Genomic DNA, 20028 nt, shown 5'->3' with positions numbered 1-20028 from the left:
TTTTTTGTATATATTTTAACTAGATTAACATATAAATCAAATAATTATTCTTTTGCTGCTGTTATAACTAGCTCAATTAAAGTATTATGACTAGCCATATTTGCTTGAACACATGAACGTGCTGGTTTATCATTTTCAGGAATCCATTCTTTCCAAACTTTATTAAAATCTTCAAAATCCCTATAAATATCTTTTAAAAATATTTCTGTTCTTAAGATAGTGTGTTTACTAACTCCTGCTTCTTTAAACCTTTCTTCTGCTATCTCTAAAGCTCTTTTTGCTTGTACTTTTATATCTAATTCTTTATCATCTGATACAATTCCTGCAAAATATACTACTCCGTTGTGTTCAACTATTCTACTCATTTTTTCGTTTACTTGTTTTCTTATTATCATACATTCTCCAATTTTTATAGTTATGAAATCAATTTAAAATATTGTTCTTGGGAAACAATATCAATATTATCTTTAACCCTATCTAAATAAACTTTTCCTATCAAATGGTCATATTCATGCTGAAAAATCCTTGCAATAAAATCTTCAAAAATAACATTTTTTGTTTTACCCTCCATAGTAGTATATTTTACTTCTATTTTAGTATGTCTTGGAACTTTAGCTCTAATTCCTGGAATACTTAAACACCCTTCCCAATCTTTTACTTTCTTTTTTGATTTTTTTATAATCTCTGGATTGATTAATACTTCATCTTTCATAAGTGGAGCATTTGGGTATCTTTCATTTGGATGAGAAGAGATGACTAATATTTGATATGATTCAAATATTTGAGGAGCAGCTAAACCAACACCTTTATTTTCTTTTACACAAGTTATCATTTTCTTTATAAGATTTTGTATTTTTTTAGAATTAATATTTTTAACTTTTTTAGCTTTTTTTCTAAGAATAGCTTCACCTAATTTTGCTATAGAACATTCATCTTTCATATATACTCTTTTTTCTTTTTTGCAATTATATTTGAATAATATTTTACTTGGATTAAAAAATTATATTTTTACATATTAAAGTCTACAAAAGAAATATAAATTAGGGCTTTGATAAGATATAATATAAAAAATAAAAGGATATATCAAAATATGACACAAATTAAAAAAGATTTATTAGAAGTTGTTGAAAATACAATGATACCAGAGGTAGAAGCATATTTAGAAGATTTACATAAGATTATTGAAAAAAAAGAACAAACAGATGAAACTATGGATGAAATAAGAGATATGGAGTCATTTCTTGTGGAGTTACAAAATATTGTTTATGCGGTAAATGAAGATAAGATTGATGATGAGCAGGCTACTGAAGTTTATGGGAAAATTCAGGAGTTAATTGCTGAGAGTCATTCACACGAATAAGTTTTGAGGAGTTGGACACTCCTCTTATCTCTCTTGTACTCACGAAGTGAGTACGCTTTCATACTTTTTTATTGAAAAAAGTATGGCAAAAAGCAACCAGACGGTTGTTGAAGGCGGAGCTTCCCTACAGTTTGCTAATGATTTCCTGACCTGCGAAACTTATATAATACATTTAAGGGAATATAGTTAATATATTTCCAAAGAGTTTGAAAGATAATATATCGTTGCGGAACTAAAGCAATTATAAAAAATAATTTATAATTAGCTTGATGGCGAGTTTGATAGTTATACTTTAAATTTGAGTGGCAACAAGAACAGTTTTATAACTAGTTCGTATTTTATAAGTCTAAAGTTTGTATAACAATTATCAGGTAGGAGAAATCCTACCCTAACGAACTCTTTATACTAAAATAAAGGTTCAAGAAATGTATTCTATCGGATTAGACGTAAGTAAGTCAACAATTAATGTTTATATTCCAATAAATGATTTAGATTTAATTATTGAAAATAGTTTAAATGGAATAAAAAGTTTATACTCTAAACTAAAAAAACTTTATAAAAATGAGATTGATAAATTAGTATTTATTTATGAACCTACAGCTAATTATTCATTTCTTTTAAAACAGTTTTGTGCAAACAAAAATATAAAAAGTTTTATAGTAAATCCTAAAAAAAGTGCTAGCTTTGCAAAAGTAATGGGATATAGAAATAAAAATGATATAAAAGATGCACAGCTTTTATCTAAAATGATTGTTACAGCTAAAGATAAAGATATTAAAATACCTATTGTAGATACTCTAGAAGAAGAATTAAAAGAACTTATCTCTGGATATAAATTAATTATTAAACAACAAGTTATAACTAAAAACCATATAGCTGCTTTAAAAGCAAAAAAAGATAAAAGCTATTTGATAAAAGAGTTTGAATTACAATATCAATTTTTAAAAAAACAAGAACAAAAAATTATCAAAAAAATAAAATCAATCATAAAAAAAAATGAGAGACTTCAACAATCATTTAATAATTCACAAACAATTGATGGTATAGGAGAAATATCTTCAATTGTATTACTTATACATTTTATTCAATATAAAAATGCTAATCAAAAACAAATTGTATCTTTAGCAGGATTAGATCCAATAGAAAAAAGTTCAGGTATATCAGTTAATGGAAAAACAAAAATATCAAAAGCAGGTTCAAAAATATGTAGAGGTACTTTGTTTATGCCAGCAATGACATCAATAAGAAATAACGAAAAATTAAAAAAGTTTTATGATAGACTAAAAGAAAATGGAAAACATACTACAGTTATACAAGTAGCAATTATGAGAAAACTATTAGTTATTGCTCATGCCGTATATAAAAATAATGTACCATATGATTCAGAAAGAATTTAATTTTATTATAAACTTCATTCGGGATTTTTATATTTTTTTAAGGTGGCAACTCGATAAAAACGTGACATCTAGTCACCTTTTTCTCTCAGACAGTCCTCGGTCTTTTTCGGAAATAATTAGAAAACTTCCGGCTTCAACAAAGTCTGGACTAGATTACTCTAGCCACAAACTTTCTTAGTTAGATTTAACACGACACCAATTTAAATAGAATGGTACTAAACAAATCAAATGTCCTTATCCAATCTCCCTGCATTTTTGAAGCTGAGCGTTTATTTATCTCTTTTCGAAACCCGTGACTAAACTGTTTGAGCGTTAAGAAGAGTGCTTTGACGCACTCTTTAGCGAGTTTTTAGGCACAGAAAAGAGATAAATAATAAGCTCGGGAAGCTTCAGCCTTCAAAACTTCGTAGGGTGATTTCTTTGCTACTTTCTTTTTCACAAAAGAAAGTCGATAAGCTATATTATCCATCTGGAAATTTTTCATTAAATAAGTTTAAGAACTTATATTTTTCTAGACTATGATCATTAGCAATAGAACAAAGTAAACTTATATGAAAATTTGTATTAATATTAATTTCAAATTCTTTTAAAAGTGTTATATATGAAGTATCAAATTTTTTACATAAATTAATTTCTTCATAAATAAGTTCTAATACTTCAAATACTTTATAAGAAAGTATCTGTAATGATTCAATTCTATATTTTTCATCTTGTGAAATATCAGTTCCTTTTTTTATGTTACGTATTATTTTTGCATTTTCAGAAAGAATATTATCATGCATAATATATTTCATATTTTGATTAAGTATTTTATAATACCTATCAAGCTTTAAATTAAAATTATTAATAAAAAATTCTTCCGTTTGCTTCTCGCTTTCTTTCCTTGATTCTTGAAGTTCTTTAATTTGTGCTTCTAAACTATTTGATTGAATTTTTAATGCTTCACTTTGTTGAATTAAAGATTCCTCTTGCTTATGAATACTCTTTTTCATATGTTTGTTTGATTCATTTTGTAGAATAATACTAAATGCAACTGCAAAAAAAGCAAGCGCAGCAAAGTGTCCTGATAGTATATCTCCTATTTGACCCCTAATTTCCCAAAGGTTTTCTATATTTTTTATATTATCTCCACTTAAAATAATTATAGGTGAATTATTAATATTTAAAATAGTTAAAATTAAATTACCTAAAACTATTATCACAAATAAAATTATTATATATTTCATACTATCTCTTTAAGAATAAATTTTATTATTAAAACTAAACAAAATATTTAGAAGCCTGCCCTTTTAGCTTCAAAAAAATCTCATCAAAATCAGCAGGATAAACTCTAACCCCACCAATACTAGATATAAAATTTGTATCCCCTATCCATCTAGGTAATGCGTGATAGTGTACGTGTTGAGCTATTCCTGCTCCGGCTGCTTTTCCTAGGTTCATACCTATATTTACACCTTCACAATTCATTGTCTCTTTTAGTAAGCTAACTGCTTGCCTTATTCTTATACTCATTCTTGCCCAAACATTATCTTCTAGCTCTTTTATTTTATCTGTATGAAAATGTGGGATCACCATAAGGTGTCCTGGGGAATATGGAAATTTATTCATTACTACATAGCAATATTCATCATGAAAAAGGACTTGATACTTTTCCTCATCTACATGCTTAGAGATATGACAAAAAATACATCCTTCTACTTTTTCGTCAGTAACATAATCGTATCTCCAAGGTGCATATAAATGTTCCATTTAAAACTATCCTATTTTTTTATATAAAGTTTGGTGCATCATTTGCAAAAAGGATTAAATCCCCTGCTCTAGTTTTTTCTGCTAATACTTTTTCCATATCTGCTTTTTCTTTTAAGATAAATAGTTTATCTTCATCTATGTTTGAACTTAGAAGATGCGCATTTAATGTCCCAGTTATTATTGCAAAATCAAATTTTTCATTTATCTCATTTGCTAAAAGAATGTTTGCTTCAGAAGTTGATTCAACTAAACCTGGAGTTATAATCACTTTTCTTCCCTCATGGTGAGAACAAATATTTATAGCTTCTAGCATACCTTCTAGGTTTCCATTGAAACTATCATCTATAATAACTTTACCACCTGCTTCTATTTTTTGAAGTCTATGTTCAACTTGTGGTAAATCTTTTAAAGATAATTTGATTTCATCAATACTCATTCCTAACTCATGTGCAACTAATATAACTGCTGTTAGATTTATAGCATTGAAGCTTCCTAGTATTGGAGCTGAGAAATGTTCTTGTTTTCCATTTATAACAATATCAAACCAGATACCATCAAGGTTTGACATAGTAACATGAAGATTATCTGGAAACTTGACTATTGTTTCATAATCTTTAATTGGAACAGATTCGTGTACAAAACCTTTTTTCATTCTAGGTGAAGTTAAGATTTCCATTTTAGTTTGAATAATATTATCTAAGGTTTTAAAATACTCAATATGTTGTTCTCCAACACTTCCTAAGACACAATATTGTGGCTCTAAAAATGTTGTAATCTCTTCAATATCACCTTTTTCTCTAGCTCCTGCTTCTGCAATATAGATTTGAGAATCAAGGGGTAAATCTCTATTTACATCTAATACAATTCCACCCATAGTATTTACAGATCTTGGTGTTTTATATACTTTATATTTTCTTTTTAGTACATGATATAAATAGTTTTTTATAGAAGTTTTACCATATGATGCTGTAATAGCAACAATTTTTAAAGCTGGTATTGCTTCAAGTCTCTCTTTTGCTTTATTTTTAAATGAGATAAAAAACATTTTTTCTAAAAGATATGAAACTATATAAGCTAAAAATATTGGTACAAACAATACAGCGGAAGAGTTACAATCTTCATTTGTTAGGCAAAGTGCAATTATTGCAAATGTTATAAAAAGTAATAGTGCTAAAAATCTTTTTACTCTACCTGTTAAGACTAAAGGCCTATCAAGTTTTTTATTCCAAAGGACAAAACTTGTCATAAAAAGTAAATAAAAGTAGATAGTAAAATACAACTCAGGCAATATATAAAAAAATACTATTGGCGAAGCAAAATAAGTGATGTGCCATTGCCACTTGTGATGTTTAAGTATTACTCTTTCTAGTTTATAGTTATACCATTGAAGGTTAGTTATTAAATACCAGCCCAAAGACATTATAAGTAATATATGTGTAAAAATATATAAATATTCCATTAACGAATCCCATTTTCAATTTTTTGACAAATATTAGATGCAAACTTTAAGAAAAAGTAGTGATCAGACTTATATGAATCAAAACTACTATTTTTAATCAAAGAATGAATTTTTTTACCTGATTCAAGAGAAGTTGCTTGATCATCTTCTCCCCAAAAAATCATACCATTTTTTTCATAAGAATTAAAATTATTAGTAAAATCTTCATTTACAACATTTTTAAAGGTTTGATACATGTTTTCACTCATTTTATCAACATCTTTACTTCTAAATGCTTTTGTGATTTTTCCAAGACCTAAGCTATTAAATATTTTTGAAGCTTTTATTTTAAGTTTTACATCTAAAGGTTTTTCTTCTAAAATACCAGCTGTACTTAAAAGAATCAGATTATCAGGATTTAAAAGTGTAGCAACTTTTCCTCCAAAAGAGTGACCTGCTATTGCTACAATATTTAAATTTAAATTTTTAAGAAAAGTATCTATTATATTTGCATAATCTTTTGTAGTCAAACTATAAGATGTAACGCTTTTACCAAAACCTGGCATATCTATATAAATATGCTTATACTCTTTTAGGTAAGAAGAGAATGCTTGTTTCATAATCTCTTTATTTGAACCCCAACCATGAAGAAATACAATTGTTTTATCCTTGTTTACATTAACAATATCATAAACAATATCAAACTCTTTATTATCTACAATGATACTCTTTAGAGCCAATTATTTTCCCTTTGCACTTTGAATTTTATTTACATAATCATAAGTGATCTTAATCGATTTTTGTTTTGGTAATGATGAAGATAAAGATACTAATGTTTTATTAAAATCTTCAAATAGATAATTAGCCATTGACCCTGGTACTGGATTTATTTCATTTAAATATACTTCATCATCTATAACAAAAAAGTCACATCTAATCAATGCACCTTCAAAAGTAGTATTATATATTTTTTTAAATGATTCTTTTATTTTTGAAGCTAATTCTTCACTAATATCAGCTTTTAAAGCAGTAGATGTTCTAGCAAAATCTAAATACTTTTTATCAAAATCCAAGAATTCAGCTTTTTGAGGTTCTTCTATAATAGAAAAATTATATTCACCAGCTATTTTACAACCTGCAAGATTGTATTCTTTGATACCTGATATGAATGGCTCTACAATTACTGCATCATCAAATTCAAAGGCTACATCTAAAGCATATTCTAATTCTTCATTAGATTTTACAATAGATACTCCAATTGAGCTACCTAAAGTAACAGGCTTAATAATTACTGGAAATTTTTCTACTTCAACTTTTTGTTCCCTTGTGTAGTATTTATAATCAATTGTTTTGATACCACAACTATGAGCATAACCTTTTGTTAAAAACTTATTAAAACTTACGCTACAAGCACCTTTTCTAGGACCTATATAAGGAAGATTATATAACTCAAAAATAGAAGAGTATAAACCATCTTCACCATCACCACCATGGGAAAGATTTAAATAAACATCAACATCTAGATTTTTTTCAGAGAATAAACCCTTTTTAACAAATGAACCTTTTTTTAGATTTAACAAATCGCATTTTTTATATTCACCACTACTAAAAAGTTTTGATTTTATTGTATTTGTCGGGATATGATAAAAATCTCTATTTTCATCACAAAAGATATAAACTAATTCTTCTTTTAATACATCTTTCATAGCTATTGCAGATACAATTGATATCTCATGCTCATAAGATATCCCGCCAAAAACTATTCCTATTTTCACTATAATTCTCCTATTTTTGTAACTGTTTTAATGCTTGCTTTACTAAATCACCAGTATTTGTGCCTGTACAATTTTTCAATACTTTTGATACTACATCTTTTTTAAATCCTAAAGATTCAAGTGCTAATGAAGCCTCTAAATGAAGTGAAGCATCAGAGTTTTCATCCTCATCTCCATCAATAATAAATCCAGATAATTCTACTAAAATTCTACTTGCACCTTTAGGTCCAATACCTGGAACTCTTTTTAACATCGAGATATCATTTGAACTAACAATTTGAGAAAAAGAAGTTGGAGTAAAAGTAGAACATATTGCTAATGCAACTTTAGGTCCTACACCATTAATTTTAATTACTGTATCAAAAAGTTTTTTTTCATTTGGGTCTAAAAAACCATATAAAGTTTGAGAATCTTCTCTTATAATATGTGTTATATTTAATTTGACCTTATTATCAATAATTTTTGAACTACAATTCACTGATACGAATATTTCGTATATAATACCGTTCACATTTAGATTTAATAATGTCGGTTCTTTTCTTTCAATTATACCTTCAATGCCTACAATCATTATTTTCCAAGTTTATTTGATTTAATTTTATATTTTATATATAATAAATGTTATACATTATATAATAAAGCAGCTTAATTATTAGGAAGTCTTGAATGTTTGATTTAATAACAAAAAAAATAAGTAATAAAATTATATTTGCTCTTTTCATACTTATGTCTTTATCAAGTTTAGCAGTAACATATTTTACCACTTCAAAAGTAAAAGAAGATGCAATTATAACTACTAAAGAGAATTTAGACATGCTTAATACAGCAATGTTTCAGAGTTTAAGAAATGCTATGAACACAGGAGATCCTGCACAAATAAAAAAAGCTGAAGATGAAGCTAGAACTATAAAAGGTGTAAAAAAACTAACAATAGCAAAAAGTAAACCTCTAATTGAGATGTATTCTCCAGGTACAAAATTTACTGAAGATAAAGATATCATCAAATCGTTCGATACAAAACAAAATCAAATTTTAGAAGTTGAAAATGCTGAAGGCCATAATTTAAGAATGATTAAACCTATGGTTGCGACAAATGAGTGTTTACTTTGTCACGTTAATCAAAAAGAAGGTGATGTTATAGGGGTAATGGACTTAACATTCTCTTTAGATGAATCAGACAGTAGAATTGGTGATTTAGTTATAGATATTCTATTATCATCTACAATCTTGGGATGGATTACAATTGGGCTAATATTGTTAATTGTTAAAAGAGCTACAAAACCAATTGAAGGATTAAAAAGAGGTTTCCAAGACCTATTAAAAACAAATGATCCAAATATTAAACTTGAAATTACTTCAAAAGATGAAATTGGTGAAGTTGCTGGATTATTCAACTCATATATGGATAAAGTAAACGAAGGTCTAAAACAAGATGAGAAAGTTATTGAAGAAGCAAATGATATTTTAGAAAAAACTGGAAATGGTTTCTTTGTATATCAAGTTAATGAAATAGCTGCTAATCCATATGTTGAAGATTTAAAAAATAAATTAAACACTATGATTTTACATACTAAAGAGACATTAGATAAAATAAATACAACATTAAGATACTATTCTGAGTCTAATTTTGATTATAAAATAGATGACAAAGGGATTTATGGAGACCTTGGTTCATTAACTGCTGGGATAAAACTAGTAGGTAATAATACTTCAGAAATCTTAGCAATGATTATGAATACAGGTGATTCATTAAATAAAAATACACACACTTTATCAACTGCATCAAATAGTTTATCAGAATCATCAAATCAACAAGCTGCTTCATTAGAAGAAACAGCAGCAGCTCTTGAAGAGATTACAGCAAATATTCAAGGAAATACACAAACAACTATTGAGATGTCTAATCTTGCATCTGATGTAACTAAAGCAGCACAAAATGGTCAAGTTTTAGCAAATAGAACAGCTACAGCAATGGATGAAATTAATAATCAAATTAGCTCTATTAATGAAGCCATTGAAGTTATTGATCAAATTGCTTTCCAAACAAATATTCTTTCACTTAATGCAGCCGTTGAAGCTGCTACTGCTGGGGAAGCTGGTAAAGGTTTTGCTGTTGTTGCTCAAGAGGTTAGAAATCTAGCTTCTAGATCTGCAGAAGCTGCTAAAGAGATTAAAGATTTAGTTGAAAATGCTACAAGTAAAGCTGATGAAGGTAAAAAGATTTCTGATGATATGATTGGTGGATATGATGTTCTTAATAAAAATATTAGCTATACAATCGAAAAAATTGAATTTGTTGCAACTGCTTCAAAAGAGCAAGAAAGAGGTATTACACAAATCAATGATGCTGTAAATACCTTAGATCAAGCAACTCAACAAAATGCTCAAGTTGCTGAACAAATCTCTAAAATGTCAGGTGAAATTGCTGATATGTCAAACTCTTTAGTTACAGCAGCTTCAAGAGCAAGCTTTTTACAAGAAGCTAGAGAAGAAGTTTGTAATGTAGATTTAGTTTATGATACTGCAAAACTAAAAGTTAATGTATTAAATGTAAAAGATAGTGTGTATACAAAACTAGGTAGTTATGAAAACTGGATTGCAAAAGGTTCTGAAGAACTTAATAATTGGATAGAAAATTATATTAAAATCAATCCAAATGCACAACACTCAGCACTTGAAGACTTAAAAGTACTAAACAACAATTTAACAGTAAAACTTCAAGATTTAATTAATGCAAACTCAAATAAAGAGTCAAATGAGGTGTTAAATGAAAAAGCAAAAGCGATCGAAATTGAATCACTTAGAATATTTGGAACTCTAAACCACCTAAAAAAAGAAGCGTGTAAAAATCAATAAAGAGTCTAACTCTTTATTGATTAATTCTGCATACTTTTAATTAAAGCCTCTAACTCATCATCATCTAAAACTTCATTGTTCTCATCACCTGCAATATGTTTTGCAGAACTGGCTATATTATATTCACTAGAATCAATATTTTTATTTTCACAAACAAAATTAACTACTCTTTCAATTTTTTGTCTATGCATATCTTGATGTTGTAGTAAACCAAAAGAGTTAGAAATTGAATCATTTATTTTTGATAGCTTATGAACAGGAAGTTTTGAATCATTTAGCATATCACCAATTGATTCTAAGTTTTCATATATAGCAACAGAGTTTTTTTCAGACTCTTTAATTACGTCGCACAACTCTTTAATTAGTTCTTCATAAGTCATAGGTAACCTTTTTATATTAATATATAAGTTTAGCTTACTTTGACTTAAAAAAATAATATAATGAAGTATGAGATTATAGCTTCTTTATTAATGAATAATTTCTGCTATAAACTCTGTTGCATAAGAACCTTTAGGAAGTTCAAATTGTATTTCCATCCAGTTTTTATCTTCTTTGTAGTTTGATTCTATATCTTTTGGAAATACCCAAGCAAATCTTCTAGCTCCATCCTCAGAAATTTTTTTATCAAAATCTTTTTCTAATTCATAAGCTAAACTTTCAGATTTTTTAACTCTTTTCCCACTTAATAAGCCAGTTGGTACTCTATCTCTTTCAAAAAACTTTTGAGATTCACTTTCTAAATCTTCCACATGAAAAATCTTACCATATGGATAATGACTCATTAAGTCTCCAGTGATTACTTTAAAAGGATGCTCTTGTTTTTTCATACTTGATACTTCATCTAAAGGTAAGGACAATTTTTCATAAATCTCTTTTGGTTCAAAAGCATTAACTAATTTTGAAAGCTCTATTCTTTTTGAAAGCCAGTTATTAAAAAGGTAACTTTGATAAGCATTAACATACATCTGTTTTAGTTTTCTATTTTTTTCTCTAAGTTCACCATTTATGATAGCTTCACCCTTTTTATAGTTATCACCTTCTATTCCAAATCTTTGAAAACCAAAATAGTTTGGCATTCCAAATTGTGAAATATTTGAAATAGCTTCTTCAATCTTTTTTGCATCTAATGGGGTAACTCTTTTTAATCTGATAAAAAACTTATTTCCTTTTAAGTGCCCTACTCTAATCTTATTGTTATGTTTCATAACTTCTAAGATTTTGATATTTTCATGATTAAACTTATCTATATTTTCTTCACAACTTTTTGGAACAGAGATATGTTGAATTGTCATTGCATTTTTATCTTTTAATCCAGCATAACCTATATCTCTTGATTTGCATCCTAATTGCTCTGAGAATATCTGTACAGCAGTCCAAGTTGTTAACTCTTTTTTTCTAAATTTAATTATGATGTGTTCACCCTCTCCACTAAACTCATAAAGAGGAACTTCTGTCACTACAAAATCATCTTTTGTTTGTTTAAACAATACATCTATTTTAGAGTGAGTTAAATATCTTTGTAAATTTTCCAACTATTTTCCTTATTCAAAATGGTGATTTTTACAATCGCTTTTAAATTTACCTTTTACAGCTCTTGCAAAAATATTTAATTTTATATTGTGTTTTTTAGCTATTTTTTCTATTTTAATTCTATTTTTAGGTGAAAAAGAAAAAAGTAATTCATACTCTTCCCCTGAACAACCTACACTTTTAGAGATATGATAAAAAAACTTAAACCCTTTTTTACTTTGTTTCGACATTCTTTCCAATTCAAAAAACAAACCATCTGAAATATCCATTGAGGCATTAACATATTTTGATATTTCATAGAAAAAATCTGCATTTAGTTTTGGCTCAATAAATTTAGAAGAGTTTGATATCTTTCCACCACATAATAATGTATTCAAATCTTTTTTACAAGTTCCCAATTCACCTGTATAACAAAGATAATCATTTTGTTTTATGCCACTTCTTAATATTGGTTTTTTTGTTTTTGAAATTATTGTAACACTTATATCAAGTTTAGTGTTTGATATAGTATCTCCACCTATTATCTCTATATTATATCTCTTTGCAACTTCTAAAAAACCAGAAGCTAAACTCTTCATATCTTTTTTTGAATAACTTTTAGGTATTGCAACAGTCAATAAAGCATATTTTGGTTTTGCATTCATAGCAATAGCATCAGAGATATTTACAAGCATCGCTTTTTTTGCTATTTGTTTTAAAGTAAACCAATCCCTTTTGAAATGTACATCTTCAAAAAAAGCATCATTGCTATATACCAAGTCACCAACTACAGCGCCATCATCGCCAATTATTTTTGAGTTTTTATTAAATTGTTTTATAAAAAAATCTTCTTTATTCATGGGGAATATTACCATATTGAAGCTTGCTTTCTGATATTTTTCTTAAATTTTTTTAGGATAAAAATTATCCTAAATACTTTAAAAAAATAATGGTATAATATTTTACCACATTATTAGGAGAAAAAATATGCCAAAGATTAACAAATATGTTGATATCGATACTGTAGAAAGAGAAGCAAAAAAAGATTTAATTGATAGACACTCACCATTTATTCACTGTGCTGAGACTGCAAAAGCAGGAGAGCCATTTGAAGTAACTGTAAAAATGGGTAACGAATATACTCACCCAGATGATTTTGATCATTATATTGAGTCTGTTTCATTATTTAATGGAGAAACATTATTAGCAAAAGCTTCATATGTTCCAGGAACATTAGGAAATGTAAAAGCTCATAATACTACAACATTTACAATTATTCCAACTGGTAAAAAACTTAACTTAGTTGCACATGGTTACTGTACTAAGCATGGTATTTGGGAAGGTACGCCTGTAACTGTTTCAGTTGCTGAGTAGTCACTAAATATTCATGCAAAAAAAAGGTAAGAGTTTTAATACTCTTACCTTTTTTTATTTACAATATTTAACTTTTTCAAAAGAACAACAATAATCAACTAATGATGTTACTTTTAATTTATATTTTGAATTTTGTGCAATTTGAATACTTGCAGGTGCAACATACTCAACCCAATCTTCTGCTGGTAGCATAACTTCAAGTGAACCTGAGTTTATATCAATTGTTGCTTTATTAACTGTGTTTAATTCATACTCTCCTGGTAACATAATTCCAAGTGTTTTTTTACTACCATTTTCAAAAGTAATACTTCTACTTGTGATATTACCATCATATAAAATATTTGCCTCTTTTGCTATAGAAACATTTGTAAAATCCATCCAATTTCCCTTTAGTAAAAATTAATTATAGAATAGTACCATAATATTTATTTGAAGCAAATTTCTATTTATTATTCGCTATAATTTTTTTCAATTTTATAAATAGAAAGTTATATGCAAGGTTACATTATAGATATTAAAGCTGTTAAAGATGATGATTTAATAGTATCAATTTTAACAGAATCACACATTTATACAACATACAGATTTTATGGGGCTAGACACTCAAATATAAATGTAGGCTATAAAATAGACTTTGAATTAGAAACAAATATAAAAAGCTCTATTCCTAGGCTAAAAGATGTAATTCAATTAGGATTTCAATGGATATTTGACAATGATAAACTATATTGTTGGCAAAGATTTATTAAACTATTTTATCCCCACTTAAAAGATGTAGAAACTATAGATGATTTCTACTTTAAACTTTTGGATAAATTATCCCACAAAATGATCAAACAAAACCCTAAAAGAGCTATTTGTAAATCATATATAAAATTGCTTGATTATGAAGGTAGACTTCATACGGATTACCATTGCTTATTATGTGAGCAAGAGATAAAAAAAGACATCTCACTAGTAAGAAGTTTTATGCCAGTTCATGCTTCTTGTACATACAGTAAAAGCTTTAAATTAAAAAAAATAAAAGAACTTTATGAAGAAAAAAGAATTATATCTTTTGAAGATGAAGAGGTTGACTATTTATGGAAAATAATACTTCAAGGACTATAAGTTTAAAAAGTATATAATTAATAATAATGTTATTGATTAGGATATTATCATGGATATTCAAGAAGAAAACGAATTTTTAGGATTACTAGATACAAGTAGTGAAGATTTAAATATTATTAATTTAATTGAAAATTATAAAATAAAAACTGATGATTCTTTTTTATATAGTGCTACAGATGACTATAAAGCTTTAATTGCTTATATTAGTGATTTGTATTTTGAACAAAAAAGTATCCCCTTTGATATTATAGAAGAGATAATCAATAACAAAAATTTAAAATCAGTTATAATTTTAGTTATCGAAGAAAAGATGAATAATATTCTTTTTGATAGTACTACTATAGTTTTTAAAGAGATTGTTACTATTATAGATCTATTATCAATGGGAAACAATTTTAATATTTTTGAAAACTATAATACTTACAATTTAGATAATTTATCATCACTCTTTAGGACATATGAAGATAGGTTAAAAGAGTTAGAAGAAAAAGGTGACGAATTAGATTTTGATATCACTTTTAAACAATATTCAATGTTAATAGAAACTATAAATCAAGTTTGTTCTATAAATTCTATGGATGTTATTAGAAAAAAAACTATAAAGCCACTAATAGAAGTAATTAGTGAAACAATAAATTTAATTAAATTTAATATAAAACTTTCAGAAGAAAAGATTAATATTTTAAATAATATTTTAGGTAAATTACTTTTTTACTATTCACATATACCTTTTATTAATGCTTCAAATAAAGATACAAAATATCTTATTGATGAGTTTCATTTTAATTTTGCAAAAACTTGTGATGGATATGAATTATCTAAAAATGCAAACTTTGCAAATGAAGGAACAAAAAATGAGCATTATAAAATATTTTTAAACTCAAGTACAACATTAATTTGTAACCTTTTATATAAACTTGAAAGAAACTATCCTAAAGAGTTATATAATGACTTATCTTATTTTGAAGACATTATTACCTTATATAAAGAAGAGATAAATCATACACCATTTATTGATTTTAAAACATTAGATGAATTTAATTCTATATTATTGAGTAATTATATGTTTATTTATGATGAACATAGAAAAGATTTAAGCTATAAAACTGTAATTGAAGATTTTTTAGAAGATAAAATTGAAGATTATTCAAATACATTTATTCTTCATGCTATAGTACTTTTTTCAAATGATATTGATGATGAGATGCTAATAAAACTTCTAAAAAAACTAATCTCTACAGAAAAATATAGAAATGATTATCATGAGTTTTTAAAACTAACTATATGTGATGTCATTATAAAAAAATTTGTTGATTCTAATAAACTAATATTAGATGATATTTTAATTAATCAAATAATTGATTATGTAAAAAAGAATAAGATTGCATCTCATCTTATGTCTATTTATTCTAAAATATACTTAACACTTTCTGCATATTATTCTTTATGTAATGATTTTATATCTATTGAAAAGTCAAAACTTTTTTATTTTTATTATGTAAAAATTAATGGCTATGATCTATTAGAAAATGAATTTGAAAAGTTAAATAGAAATATCTTATTAAATCATGGGAATAGATATTTTGAGGATTTAAAATTTGACAATATCTCAATAAATAAAGAAAAGGCTTTAGATATTGGTAAAAAAACACTTGAAAAATTTATTATACAAGAAGAGATAACTCTAAAATATAATATAAATCAAAAACTTTCAAATATAATTACACAAATTTTTACAGATGACGGTTTAAATGATGATTTATTAAATTCTCATATAGAAAACTTTATCTCAAATGATATTTTTCATGGACTAACTTTTGTGGCAGTTGAAGGTTTATGTCAAAAAAAATGTAAACTAATTGATTTGGGTTATGAGAGAATTGATATACCACTTTTTGATAAGTTTACTCTAAAAATTGCTTATTCTAAAGTATATAAACATATTTTTGAAAAAATATTTGAAGATAATATTTCATATATAAAACAAAATATTATCAATCTTATTGTTTGTTATTTAAAAAGTATCCCTATCTATAATGATGTTATAACAACCCTGTACAACATAGAAAAATTAAAAATTGATTTATTAAAAAGAGATGATAAAGAGTTTATTTTTATAGAGATTCATATTAATGATTTAATAAATTTAAATAAGAAATATGGATATGAAAAAACAAATATATATTTTAAAGAGTATGCACTTAAACTAAATGATATTCATCAAATATATAGATTAAATGGACCTAGTCTAGCTTTAGTTCTTGAACAAAATGATGACTATAAGTCTATTATAGAAAAAATAAGAAATATTGATTTTTTAACAAAAGATGAAACTATAAAGCCAAAATTGACAATAGGAGTTTCATGGGGAGATAGAACAAATATTGTAGAAAAATCTACTTTATCAATGAATCTTGCACAAGAGAATCATAATAAATATTATGAGTTTAAATAATTAAGAGTTAAACTCTTAATTATTCATCTAGAAGTCTCTCTTCTAGTTTATCAATAGCATCTTGTAAAGACTTTGTATCCAAACCAAATGCTTTTGCTTTTTCTAAACCTAATGCTATATTTTCTTCACTAAATGCATTTGTTACATTACAAATTGTTTTTATTACATTTAATATTTTAGATCTTTCTAAATATAAAGGCTCACATTTATCAAGTTCATCAACATATTCAATTACATTGATTAAATTATCACTTAATTTCCAGTGTTTGAAAATTTTAGCTGTGATTTCAGAGCTTGTCATTCCAACAATCTCTTTTTCAGCTTGAGCTAATGTTTTACCAGCAGCTATTAATTCTTTGAACTCTTCAGTTTTTTCACTTGTTTCAATAATATCTGCCAATACAAACTTTCCAGCTTCTTGCAATAATGCAGGTAAAACTAATTCTTCTTTTAGTTCAAAAGAGATCTTATTTAACCATAATGAAGCAAGTGTAGTAGCTAAATTTGAGGCTCGCATAAAATCATCACTGTTTATTCCATAAGCAGTAAGGTTAGTTTTAAGTAAATTTTGTATTGTACCACCAATTGCAATTGATATAGTAAAATTAATACCTAAAAGATTAATAGCTTTACTCGCAGTTTCAACCTTACTTCTAAAGCCAAACATTGCAGAGTTTGAAACTTTTAATAGTGTTGAAACAATTAAAGCATCTTTTTCAATAATCTTTAATAATTCAAATGCCTCTTTTTCTGGCTGTTGTCTAAACTCTTCAATCTCAATTATTGTTTTTGGTAAAGGAGGTAAAGACTCAATTTTTTCTATAATATTTTCATTCACATAAAACTCCTACAGCTAATTATTTAATTATACCAATTTATTATTGTATCAAGTATTAAATCTAAAGTGCATTACATCTCCATCTTGAACAATGTAATCTTTTCCTTCTAATCTTAACTTACCAACCTCTTTACACTTTGATTCACCACCAAACTCCACAAAATCACCATAAGAGATAACCTCAGCTTTAATAAAACCTTTTTCAAAGTCATTGTGGATTACTGCAGCTGCTTGAGGAGCTTTAGTACCTTTTTTAATAGTCCATGCTCTTACTTCAACTTTTCCAGCTGTAAAATAAGATTGAAGTCCTAATTTATCAAATGCTTTTTGAATAATTTGTTCTAAACCTGATTCTTCCACACCTAAATCTGTTAAAAACTCTTTTGCTTCATCCTCTTCAAGACCTACTAATTCTTCTTCAATTTTAGCACAAAGAACAATAACATCTGCACCAACTTCAGTAGCATGAGCTTTTAATGTATCAACATATTGGTTTCCACCTTCAGCTAAAGAATCTTCATCAACATTTGCACCATAAATCACATCTTTATTTGATAAAAATCTTAACTCTTTATCAAGTTGAATAAATAGATCACTCTCTTTATCTTCAAAAGTTTTTACAGGTTGTAACTCATCAATATGCTTATAAACTTGTTCTGCTACAACTAACATAGCTGCTGCTTCTTTTGAACCTTTTGATTGTTTTTTTAATTTTTCAATCTTTTTTTCTAATTGTGAAATATCAGAATAAATCAATTCAGTTTCAATAATCTCAATATCTCTAATAGGATTAACATCTCCTTCTACGTGAGTAATATTTCCATCATCAAAACATCTAACCATATGCAAAATAACTTCAACTTCTCTGATATTTGAAAGAAATTGATTTCCCAGACCTTCACCTTTTGAAGCTCCTCTTACAAGTCCAGCAATATCTACAAAATCAATTGTAGAGTGTTGAATTTTATCTGGTATAACTATTTTTGCTAACTCATCTAATCTTTTATCCGGTACTGGCACAACAGCTTTATTTGGTTCTATTGTACAAAACGGATAGTTTTGAGCCTCTGCATTTTGAGCTTTTGTTAACGCATTAAACGTTGTTGATTTACCTACATTTGGAAGACCTACGATTCCTACACCTAATCCCATTAATTTCCTTTTATTTAACTTGACAACTTAAGTTTGTCTCTATAATTTTTCTATCTAAATACACTTGATCTGATTGAATTTCATCTATTGATACCGTTGCAGTTCCTGCTTTTCTTAATACAACACCTGTTGCAAGGTTTGCAAATTCTAATGATGTTACTAAATCATTATCTAAAGCTAAAGCAAATCCAATTGAAGCTAAAAGAGTATCTCCTGAACCTGTTACATCAAATACTTCCAATGGTACAGTTGGTAATACTGATAACTTATTATCTTTTAATAAAGCAACACCCTCTTCTGATAATGTAACAATCGCTTCTTGTGTTTCAAATTTATTTTTTATCTCTTTTAATGCATCTAAAAGTCTGTCATTATTTTCAATCTCAATATCTGTTGCTGCAGATGCTTCACTTTTATTCGGAATAATTAAATATGCACCTTGATACTTACTATAATCTATTCCAAATGGGTCTACAATAGTTTTTACATTGTTTTTATTTGCATAAGAGATGATTTTTTGAGTAAAGTCCTTAGTTAAAACCCCTTTACCATAATCAGCCAATAGAATTACATCATAAGCTTTAATCTTCTCCTGTAGTTTCTCATAAAGTTTTTTAACACTGTCAAATGAGATATTATTTCTACTCTCATGATCAAATCTAAAAATTTGTTGATTTGCTGACATAATTCTAGTTTTTTTAGAAGTTTTTCTTCCATTTTGCTCTAAAAGGAATGATTTTGTTTCAATTTCATCTAGCATATGTTTTAAAAGTCTTGCATTGTCATCATTTCCAACAACAGACATTACACTAACTTTTGCACCAAGAGAAGCTAAATTTCTAATAACATTTCCAGCTCCACCTAATACATCTTTTTCTTCTTTAATATCAACAATTGGAACAGGAGCATCTAAAGCTATTCTATCACAAGCACCAATTAAATAAGAATCAATCATTAAATCACCAATTACTAAAACTTTTGGTTTTCTTTCTACTTTAATCATTTTTTATCCTAT

General features: G+C 26.8%; 21 protein-coding genes. 6 read left to right on the top strand and 15 right to left on the bottom strand.

Features of this window, described 5'->3' with window-relative positions; genetic code table 11:
- Positions 1–44: 44 nt before the first annotated feature.
- Positions 45–395: a RidA family protein gene (locus ACKU3H_RS08265; protein ID WP_320033377.1), complete on the bottom strand. Its 351-nt coding sequence runs from the start codon at positions 393–395 to the stop codon at positions 45–47.
- A 20-nt stretch (positions 396–415) separates the two neighbouring features.
- Positions 416–940, bottom strand: a complete 525-nt coding sequence (gene def, locus ACKU3H_RS08260) for a peptide deformylase (protein WP_320033376.1) — start codon at positions 938–940, stop codon at positions 416–418.
- A 150-nt stretch (positions 941–1090) separates the two neighbouring features.
- On the opposite strand from def, the gene ACKU3H_RS08255 reads away from it, so the two are divergent.
- Positions 1091–1360, top strand: coding sequence for a hypothetical protein (locus ACKU3H_RS08255; protein ID WP_320033375.1), 270 nt, complete (start codon positions 1091–1093; stop codon positions 1358–1360).
- 425 nt (positions 1361–1785) lie between these two features.
- Positions 1786–2757, top strand: a complete 972-nt coding sequence (locus ACKU3H_RS08250; RefSeq protein ID WP_320033374.1) for an IS110 family transposase — start codon at positions 1786–1788, stop codon at positions 2755–2757.
- A gap of 461 nt (positions 2758–3218) precedes the next feature.
- Here the strand turns inward: ACKU3H_RS08250 and ACKU3H_RS08245 are convergent, their stop codons facing one another.
- From ACKU3H_RS08245 to ruvA, 6 genes are read right to left on the bottom strand one after another with little or no spacing between them, the layout of a single operon-like run.
- Positions 3219–3983, bottom strand: coding sequence for a hypothetical protein (locus ACKU3H_RS08245; RefSeq protein WP_320033373.1), 765 nt, complete (start codon positions 3981–3983; stop codon positions 3219–3221).
- A 34-nt stretch (positions 3984–4017) separates the two neighbouring features.
- Positions 4018–4506 carry an HIT domain-containing protein gene (locus ACKU3H_RS08240; protein WP_320033372.1) on the bottom strand — a complete coding sequence of 163 codons (489 nt, stop codon included), beginning with the start codon at positions 4504–4506 and terminating at the stop codon, positions 4018–4020.
- Positions 4507–4525: 19 nt separating this feature from the next.
- Entirely contained in the window at positions 4526–5965 is a 1440-nt protein-coding gene (locus tag ACKU3H_RS08235) for a UDP-N-acetylmuramoyl-tripeptide--D-alanyl-D-alanine ligase (protein ID WP_320033371.1), read from the bottom strand.
- A complete protein-coding gene (locus tag ACKU3H_RS08230) occupies positions 5965–6684 on the bottom strand; it encodes an alpha/beta hydrolase (protein WP_320033370.1) in 720 nt (239 codons plus the stop codon). The genes ACKU3H_RS08235 and ACKU3H_RS08230 overlap by 1 nt, the downstream gene beginning before the upstream one ends.
- A complete protein-coding gene (locus ACKU3H_RS08225; RefSeq protein ID WP_320033369.1) occupies positions 6685–7719 on the bottom strand; it encodes a D-alanine--D-alanine ligase in 1035 nt (344 codons plus the stop codon).
- A gap of 10 nt (positions 7720–7729) precedes the next feature.
- Positions 7730–8290 carry a Holliday junction branch migration protein RuvA gene (gene ruvA, locus ACKU3H_RS08220; RefSeq protein ID WP_320033368.1) on the bottom strand — a complete coding sequence of 187 codons (561 nt, stop codon included), beginning with the start codon at positions 8288–8290 and terminating at the stop codon, positions 7730–7732.
- A 95-nt stretch (positions 8291–8385) separates the two neighbouring features.
- On the opposite strand from ruvA, the gene ACKU3H_RS08215 reads away from it, so the two are divergent.
- Positions 8386–10575: a HAMP domain-containing methyl-accepting chemotaxis protein gene (locus ACKU3H_RS08215; protein ID WP_320033367.1), complete on the top strand. Its 2190-nt coding sequence runs from the start codon at positions 8386–8388 to the stop codon at positions 10573–10575.
- Positions 10576–10595: 20 nt separating this feature from the next.
- Here the strand turns inward: ACKU3H_RS08215 and ACKU3H_RS08210 are convergent, their stop codons facing one another.
- From ACKU3H_RS08210 to ACKU3H_RS08200, 3 genes are all read right to left on the bottom strand, one after another.
- Complete coding sequence (locus tag ACKU3H_RS08210) at positions 10596–10955, bottom strand: hypothetical protein (protein WP_320033366.1); 360 nt, start codon at positions 10953–10955, stop codon at positions 10596–10598.
- Positions 10956–11042: 87 nt separating this feature from the next.
- Complete coding sequence (gene truD, locus ACKU3H_RS08205; RefSeq protein WP_320033365.1) at positions 11043–12107, bottom strand: tRNA pseudouridine(13) synthase TruD; 1065 nt, start codon at positions 12105–12107, stop codon at positions 11043–11045.
- A 9-nt stretch (positions 12108–12116) separates the two neighbouring features.
- On the bottom strand, positions 12117–12944 hold the full coding sequence (locus ACKU3H_RS08200; protein ID WP_320033364.1) for a thiamine-phosphate kinase: 828 nt from the start codon (positions 12942–12944) through the stop codon (positions 12117–12119).
- Positions 12945–13071: 127 nt separating this feature from the next.
- On the opposite strand from ACKU3H_RS08200, the gene ACKU3H_RS08195 reads away from it, so the two are divergent.
- On the top strand, positions 13072–13458 hold the full coding sequence (locus ACKU3H_RS08195) for a class II SORL domain-containing protein (protein WP_320033363.1): 387 nt from the start codon (positions 13072–13074) through the stop codon (positions 13456–13458).
- Positions 13459–13512: 54 nt separating this feature from the next.
- Here the strand turns inward: ACKU3H_RS08195 and ACKU3H_RS08190 are convergent, their stop codons facing one another.
- Entirely contained in the window at positions 13513–13836 is a 324-nt protein-coding gene (locus ACKU3H_RS08190; RefSeq protein WP_320033362.1) for a pyrimidine/purine nucleoside phosphorylase, read from the bottom strand.
- Between the two features lie 114 nt (positions 13837–13950).
- On the opposite strand from ACKU3H_RS08190, the gene recO reads away from it, so the two are divergent.
- Both recO and ACKU3H_RS08180 read left to right on the top strand, forming a co-directional pair.
- Positions 13951–14568, top strand: coding sequence for a recombination protein RecO (recO, locus tag ACKU3H_RS08185; RefSeq protein ID WP_320033361.1), 618 nt, complete (start codon positions 13951–13953; stop codon positions 14566–14568).
- A gap of 49 nt (positions 14569–14617) precedes the next feature.
- Positions 14618–17023, top strand: coding sequence for a hypothetical protein (locus ACKU3H_RS08180; protein WP_320033360.1), 2406 nt, complete (start codon positions 14618–14620; stop codon positions 17021–17023).
- Between the two features lie 19 nt (positions 17024–17042).
- Here ACKU3H_RS08180 and ACKU3H_RS08175 read toward each other — a convergent pair whose 3' ends face one another.
- Genes ACKU3H_RS08175 through rfaE1 form a run of 3 tightly spaced genes read right to left on the bottom strand, consistent with a single transcriptional unit; the run spans position 17043 to position 20016 of the window.
- Complete coding sequence (locus ACKU3H_RS08175; RefSeq protein WP_320033359.1) at positions 17043–17861, bottom strand: HDOD domain-containing protein; 819 nt, start codon at positions 17859–17861, stop codon at positions 17043–17045.
- A 48-nt stretch (positions 17862–17909) separates the two neighbouring features.
- Positions 17910–19013, bottom strand: coding sequence for a redox-regulated ATPase YchF (gene ychF / locus ACKU3H_RS08170; RefSeq protein ID WP_320033358.1), 1104 nt, complete (start codon positions 19011–19013; stop codon positions 17910–17912).
- Between the two features lie 10 nt (positions 19014–19023).
- Positions 19024–20016: a D-glycero-beta-D-manno-heptose-7-phosphate kinase gene (gene rfaE1 / locus ACKU3H_RS08165; RefSeq protein WP_320033357.1), complete on the bottom strand. Its 993-nt coding sequence runs from the start codon at positions 20014–20016 to the stop codon at positions 19024–19026.
- Positions 20017–20028: the final 12 nt, after the last annotated feature.

The sequence above is a fragment of the Halarcobacter sp. genome, from assembly GCF_963675975.1.
Lineage (GTDB): Bacteria > Campylobacterota > Campylobacteria > Campylobacterales > Arcobacteraceae > Halarcobacter.
This window is presented reverse-complemented; position numbering and strand designations above follow the sequence as displayed.

Coding starts and splice junctions, on each gene's coding strand:
- ACKU3H_RS08180 (WP_320033360.1), top strand. CDS start 14,618: ATGGATATTCAAGAAGAAAACGAATTTTTAGGATTACTAGATACAAGT.
- ACKU3H_RS08195 (WP_320033363.1), top strand. CDS start 13,072: ATGCCAAAGATTAACAAATATGTTGATATCGATACTGTAGAAAGAGAA.
- ACKU3H_RS08265 (WP_320033377.1), bottom strand. CDS start 395: ATGATAATAAGAAAACAAGTAAACGAAAAAATGAGTAGAATAGTTGAA.
- ACKU3H_RS08235 (WP_320033371.1), bottom strand. CDS start 5,965: ATGGAATATTTATATATTTTTACACATATATTACTTATAATGTCTTTG.
- ychF (WP_320033358.1), bottom strand. CDS start 19,013: ATGGGATTAGGTGTAGGAATCGTAGGTCTTCCAAATGTAGGTAAATCA.
- ACKU3H_RS08240 (WP_320033372.1), bottom strand. CDS start 4,506: ATGGAACATTTATATGCACCTTGGAGATACGATTATGTTACTGACGAA.
- ACKU3H_RS08245 (WP_320033373.1), bottom strand. CDS start 3,983: ATGAAATATATAATAATTTTATTTGTGATAATAGTTTTAGGTAATTTA.
- ruvA (WP_320033368.1), bottom strand. CDS start 8,290: ATGATTGTAGGCATTGAAGGTATAATTGAAAGAAAAGAACCGACATTA.
- ACKU3H_RS08210 (WP_320033366.1), bottom strand. CDS start 10,955: ATGACTTATGAAGAACTAATTAAAGAGTTGTGCGACGTAATTAAAGAG.
- recO (WP_320033361.1), top strand. CDS start 13,951: ATGCAAGGTTACATTATAGATATTAAAGCTGTTAAAGATGATGATTTA.
- ACKU3H_RS08190 (WP_320033362.1), bottom strand. CDS start 13,836: ATGGATTTTACAAATGTTTCTATAGCAAAAGAGGCAAATATTTTATAT.
- ACKU3H_RS08250 (WP_320033374.1), top strand. CDS start 1,786: ATGTATTCTATCGGATTAGACGTAAGTAAGTCAACAATTAATGTTTAT.
- ACKU3H_RS08215 (WP_320033367.1), top strand. CDS start 8,386: ATGTTTGATTTAATAACAAAAAAAATAAGTAATAAAATTATATTTGCT.
- ACKU3H_RS08200 (WP_320033364.1), bottom strand. CDS start 12,944: ATGAATAAAGAAGATTTTTTTATAAAACAATTTAATAAAAACTCAAAA.
- def (WP_320033376.1), bottom strand. CDS start 940: ATGAAAGATGAATGTTCTATAGCAAAATTAGGTGAAGCTATTCTTAGA.
- ACKU3H_RS08255 (WP_320033375.1), top strand. CDS start 1,091: ATGACACAAATTAAAAAAGATTTATTAGAAGTTGTTGAAAATACAATG.
- rfaE1 (WP_320033357.1), bottom strand. CDS start 20,016: ATGATTAAAGTAGAAAGAAAACCAAAAGTTTTAGTAATTGGTGATTTA.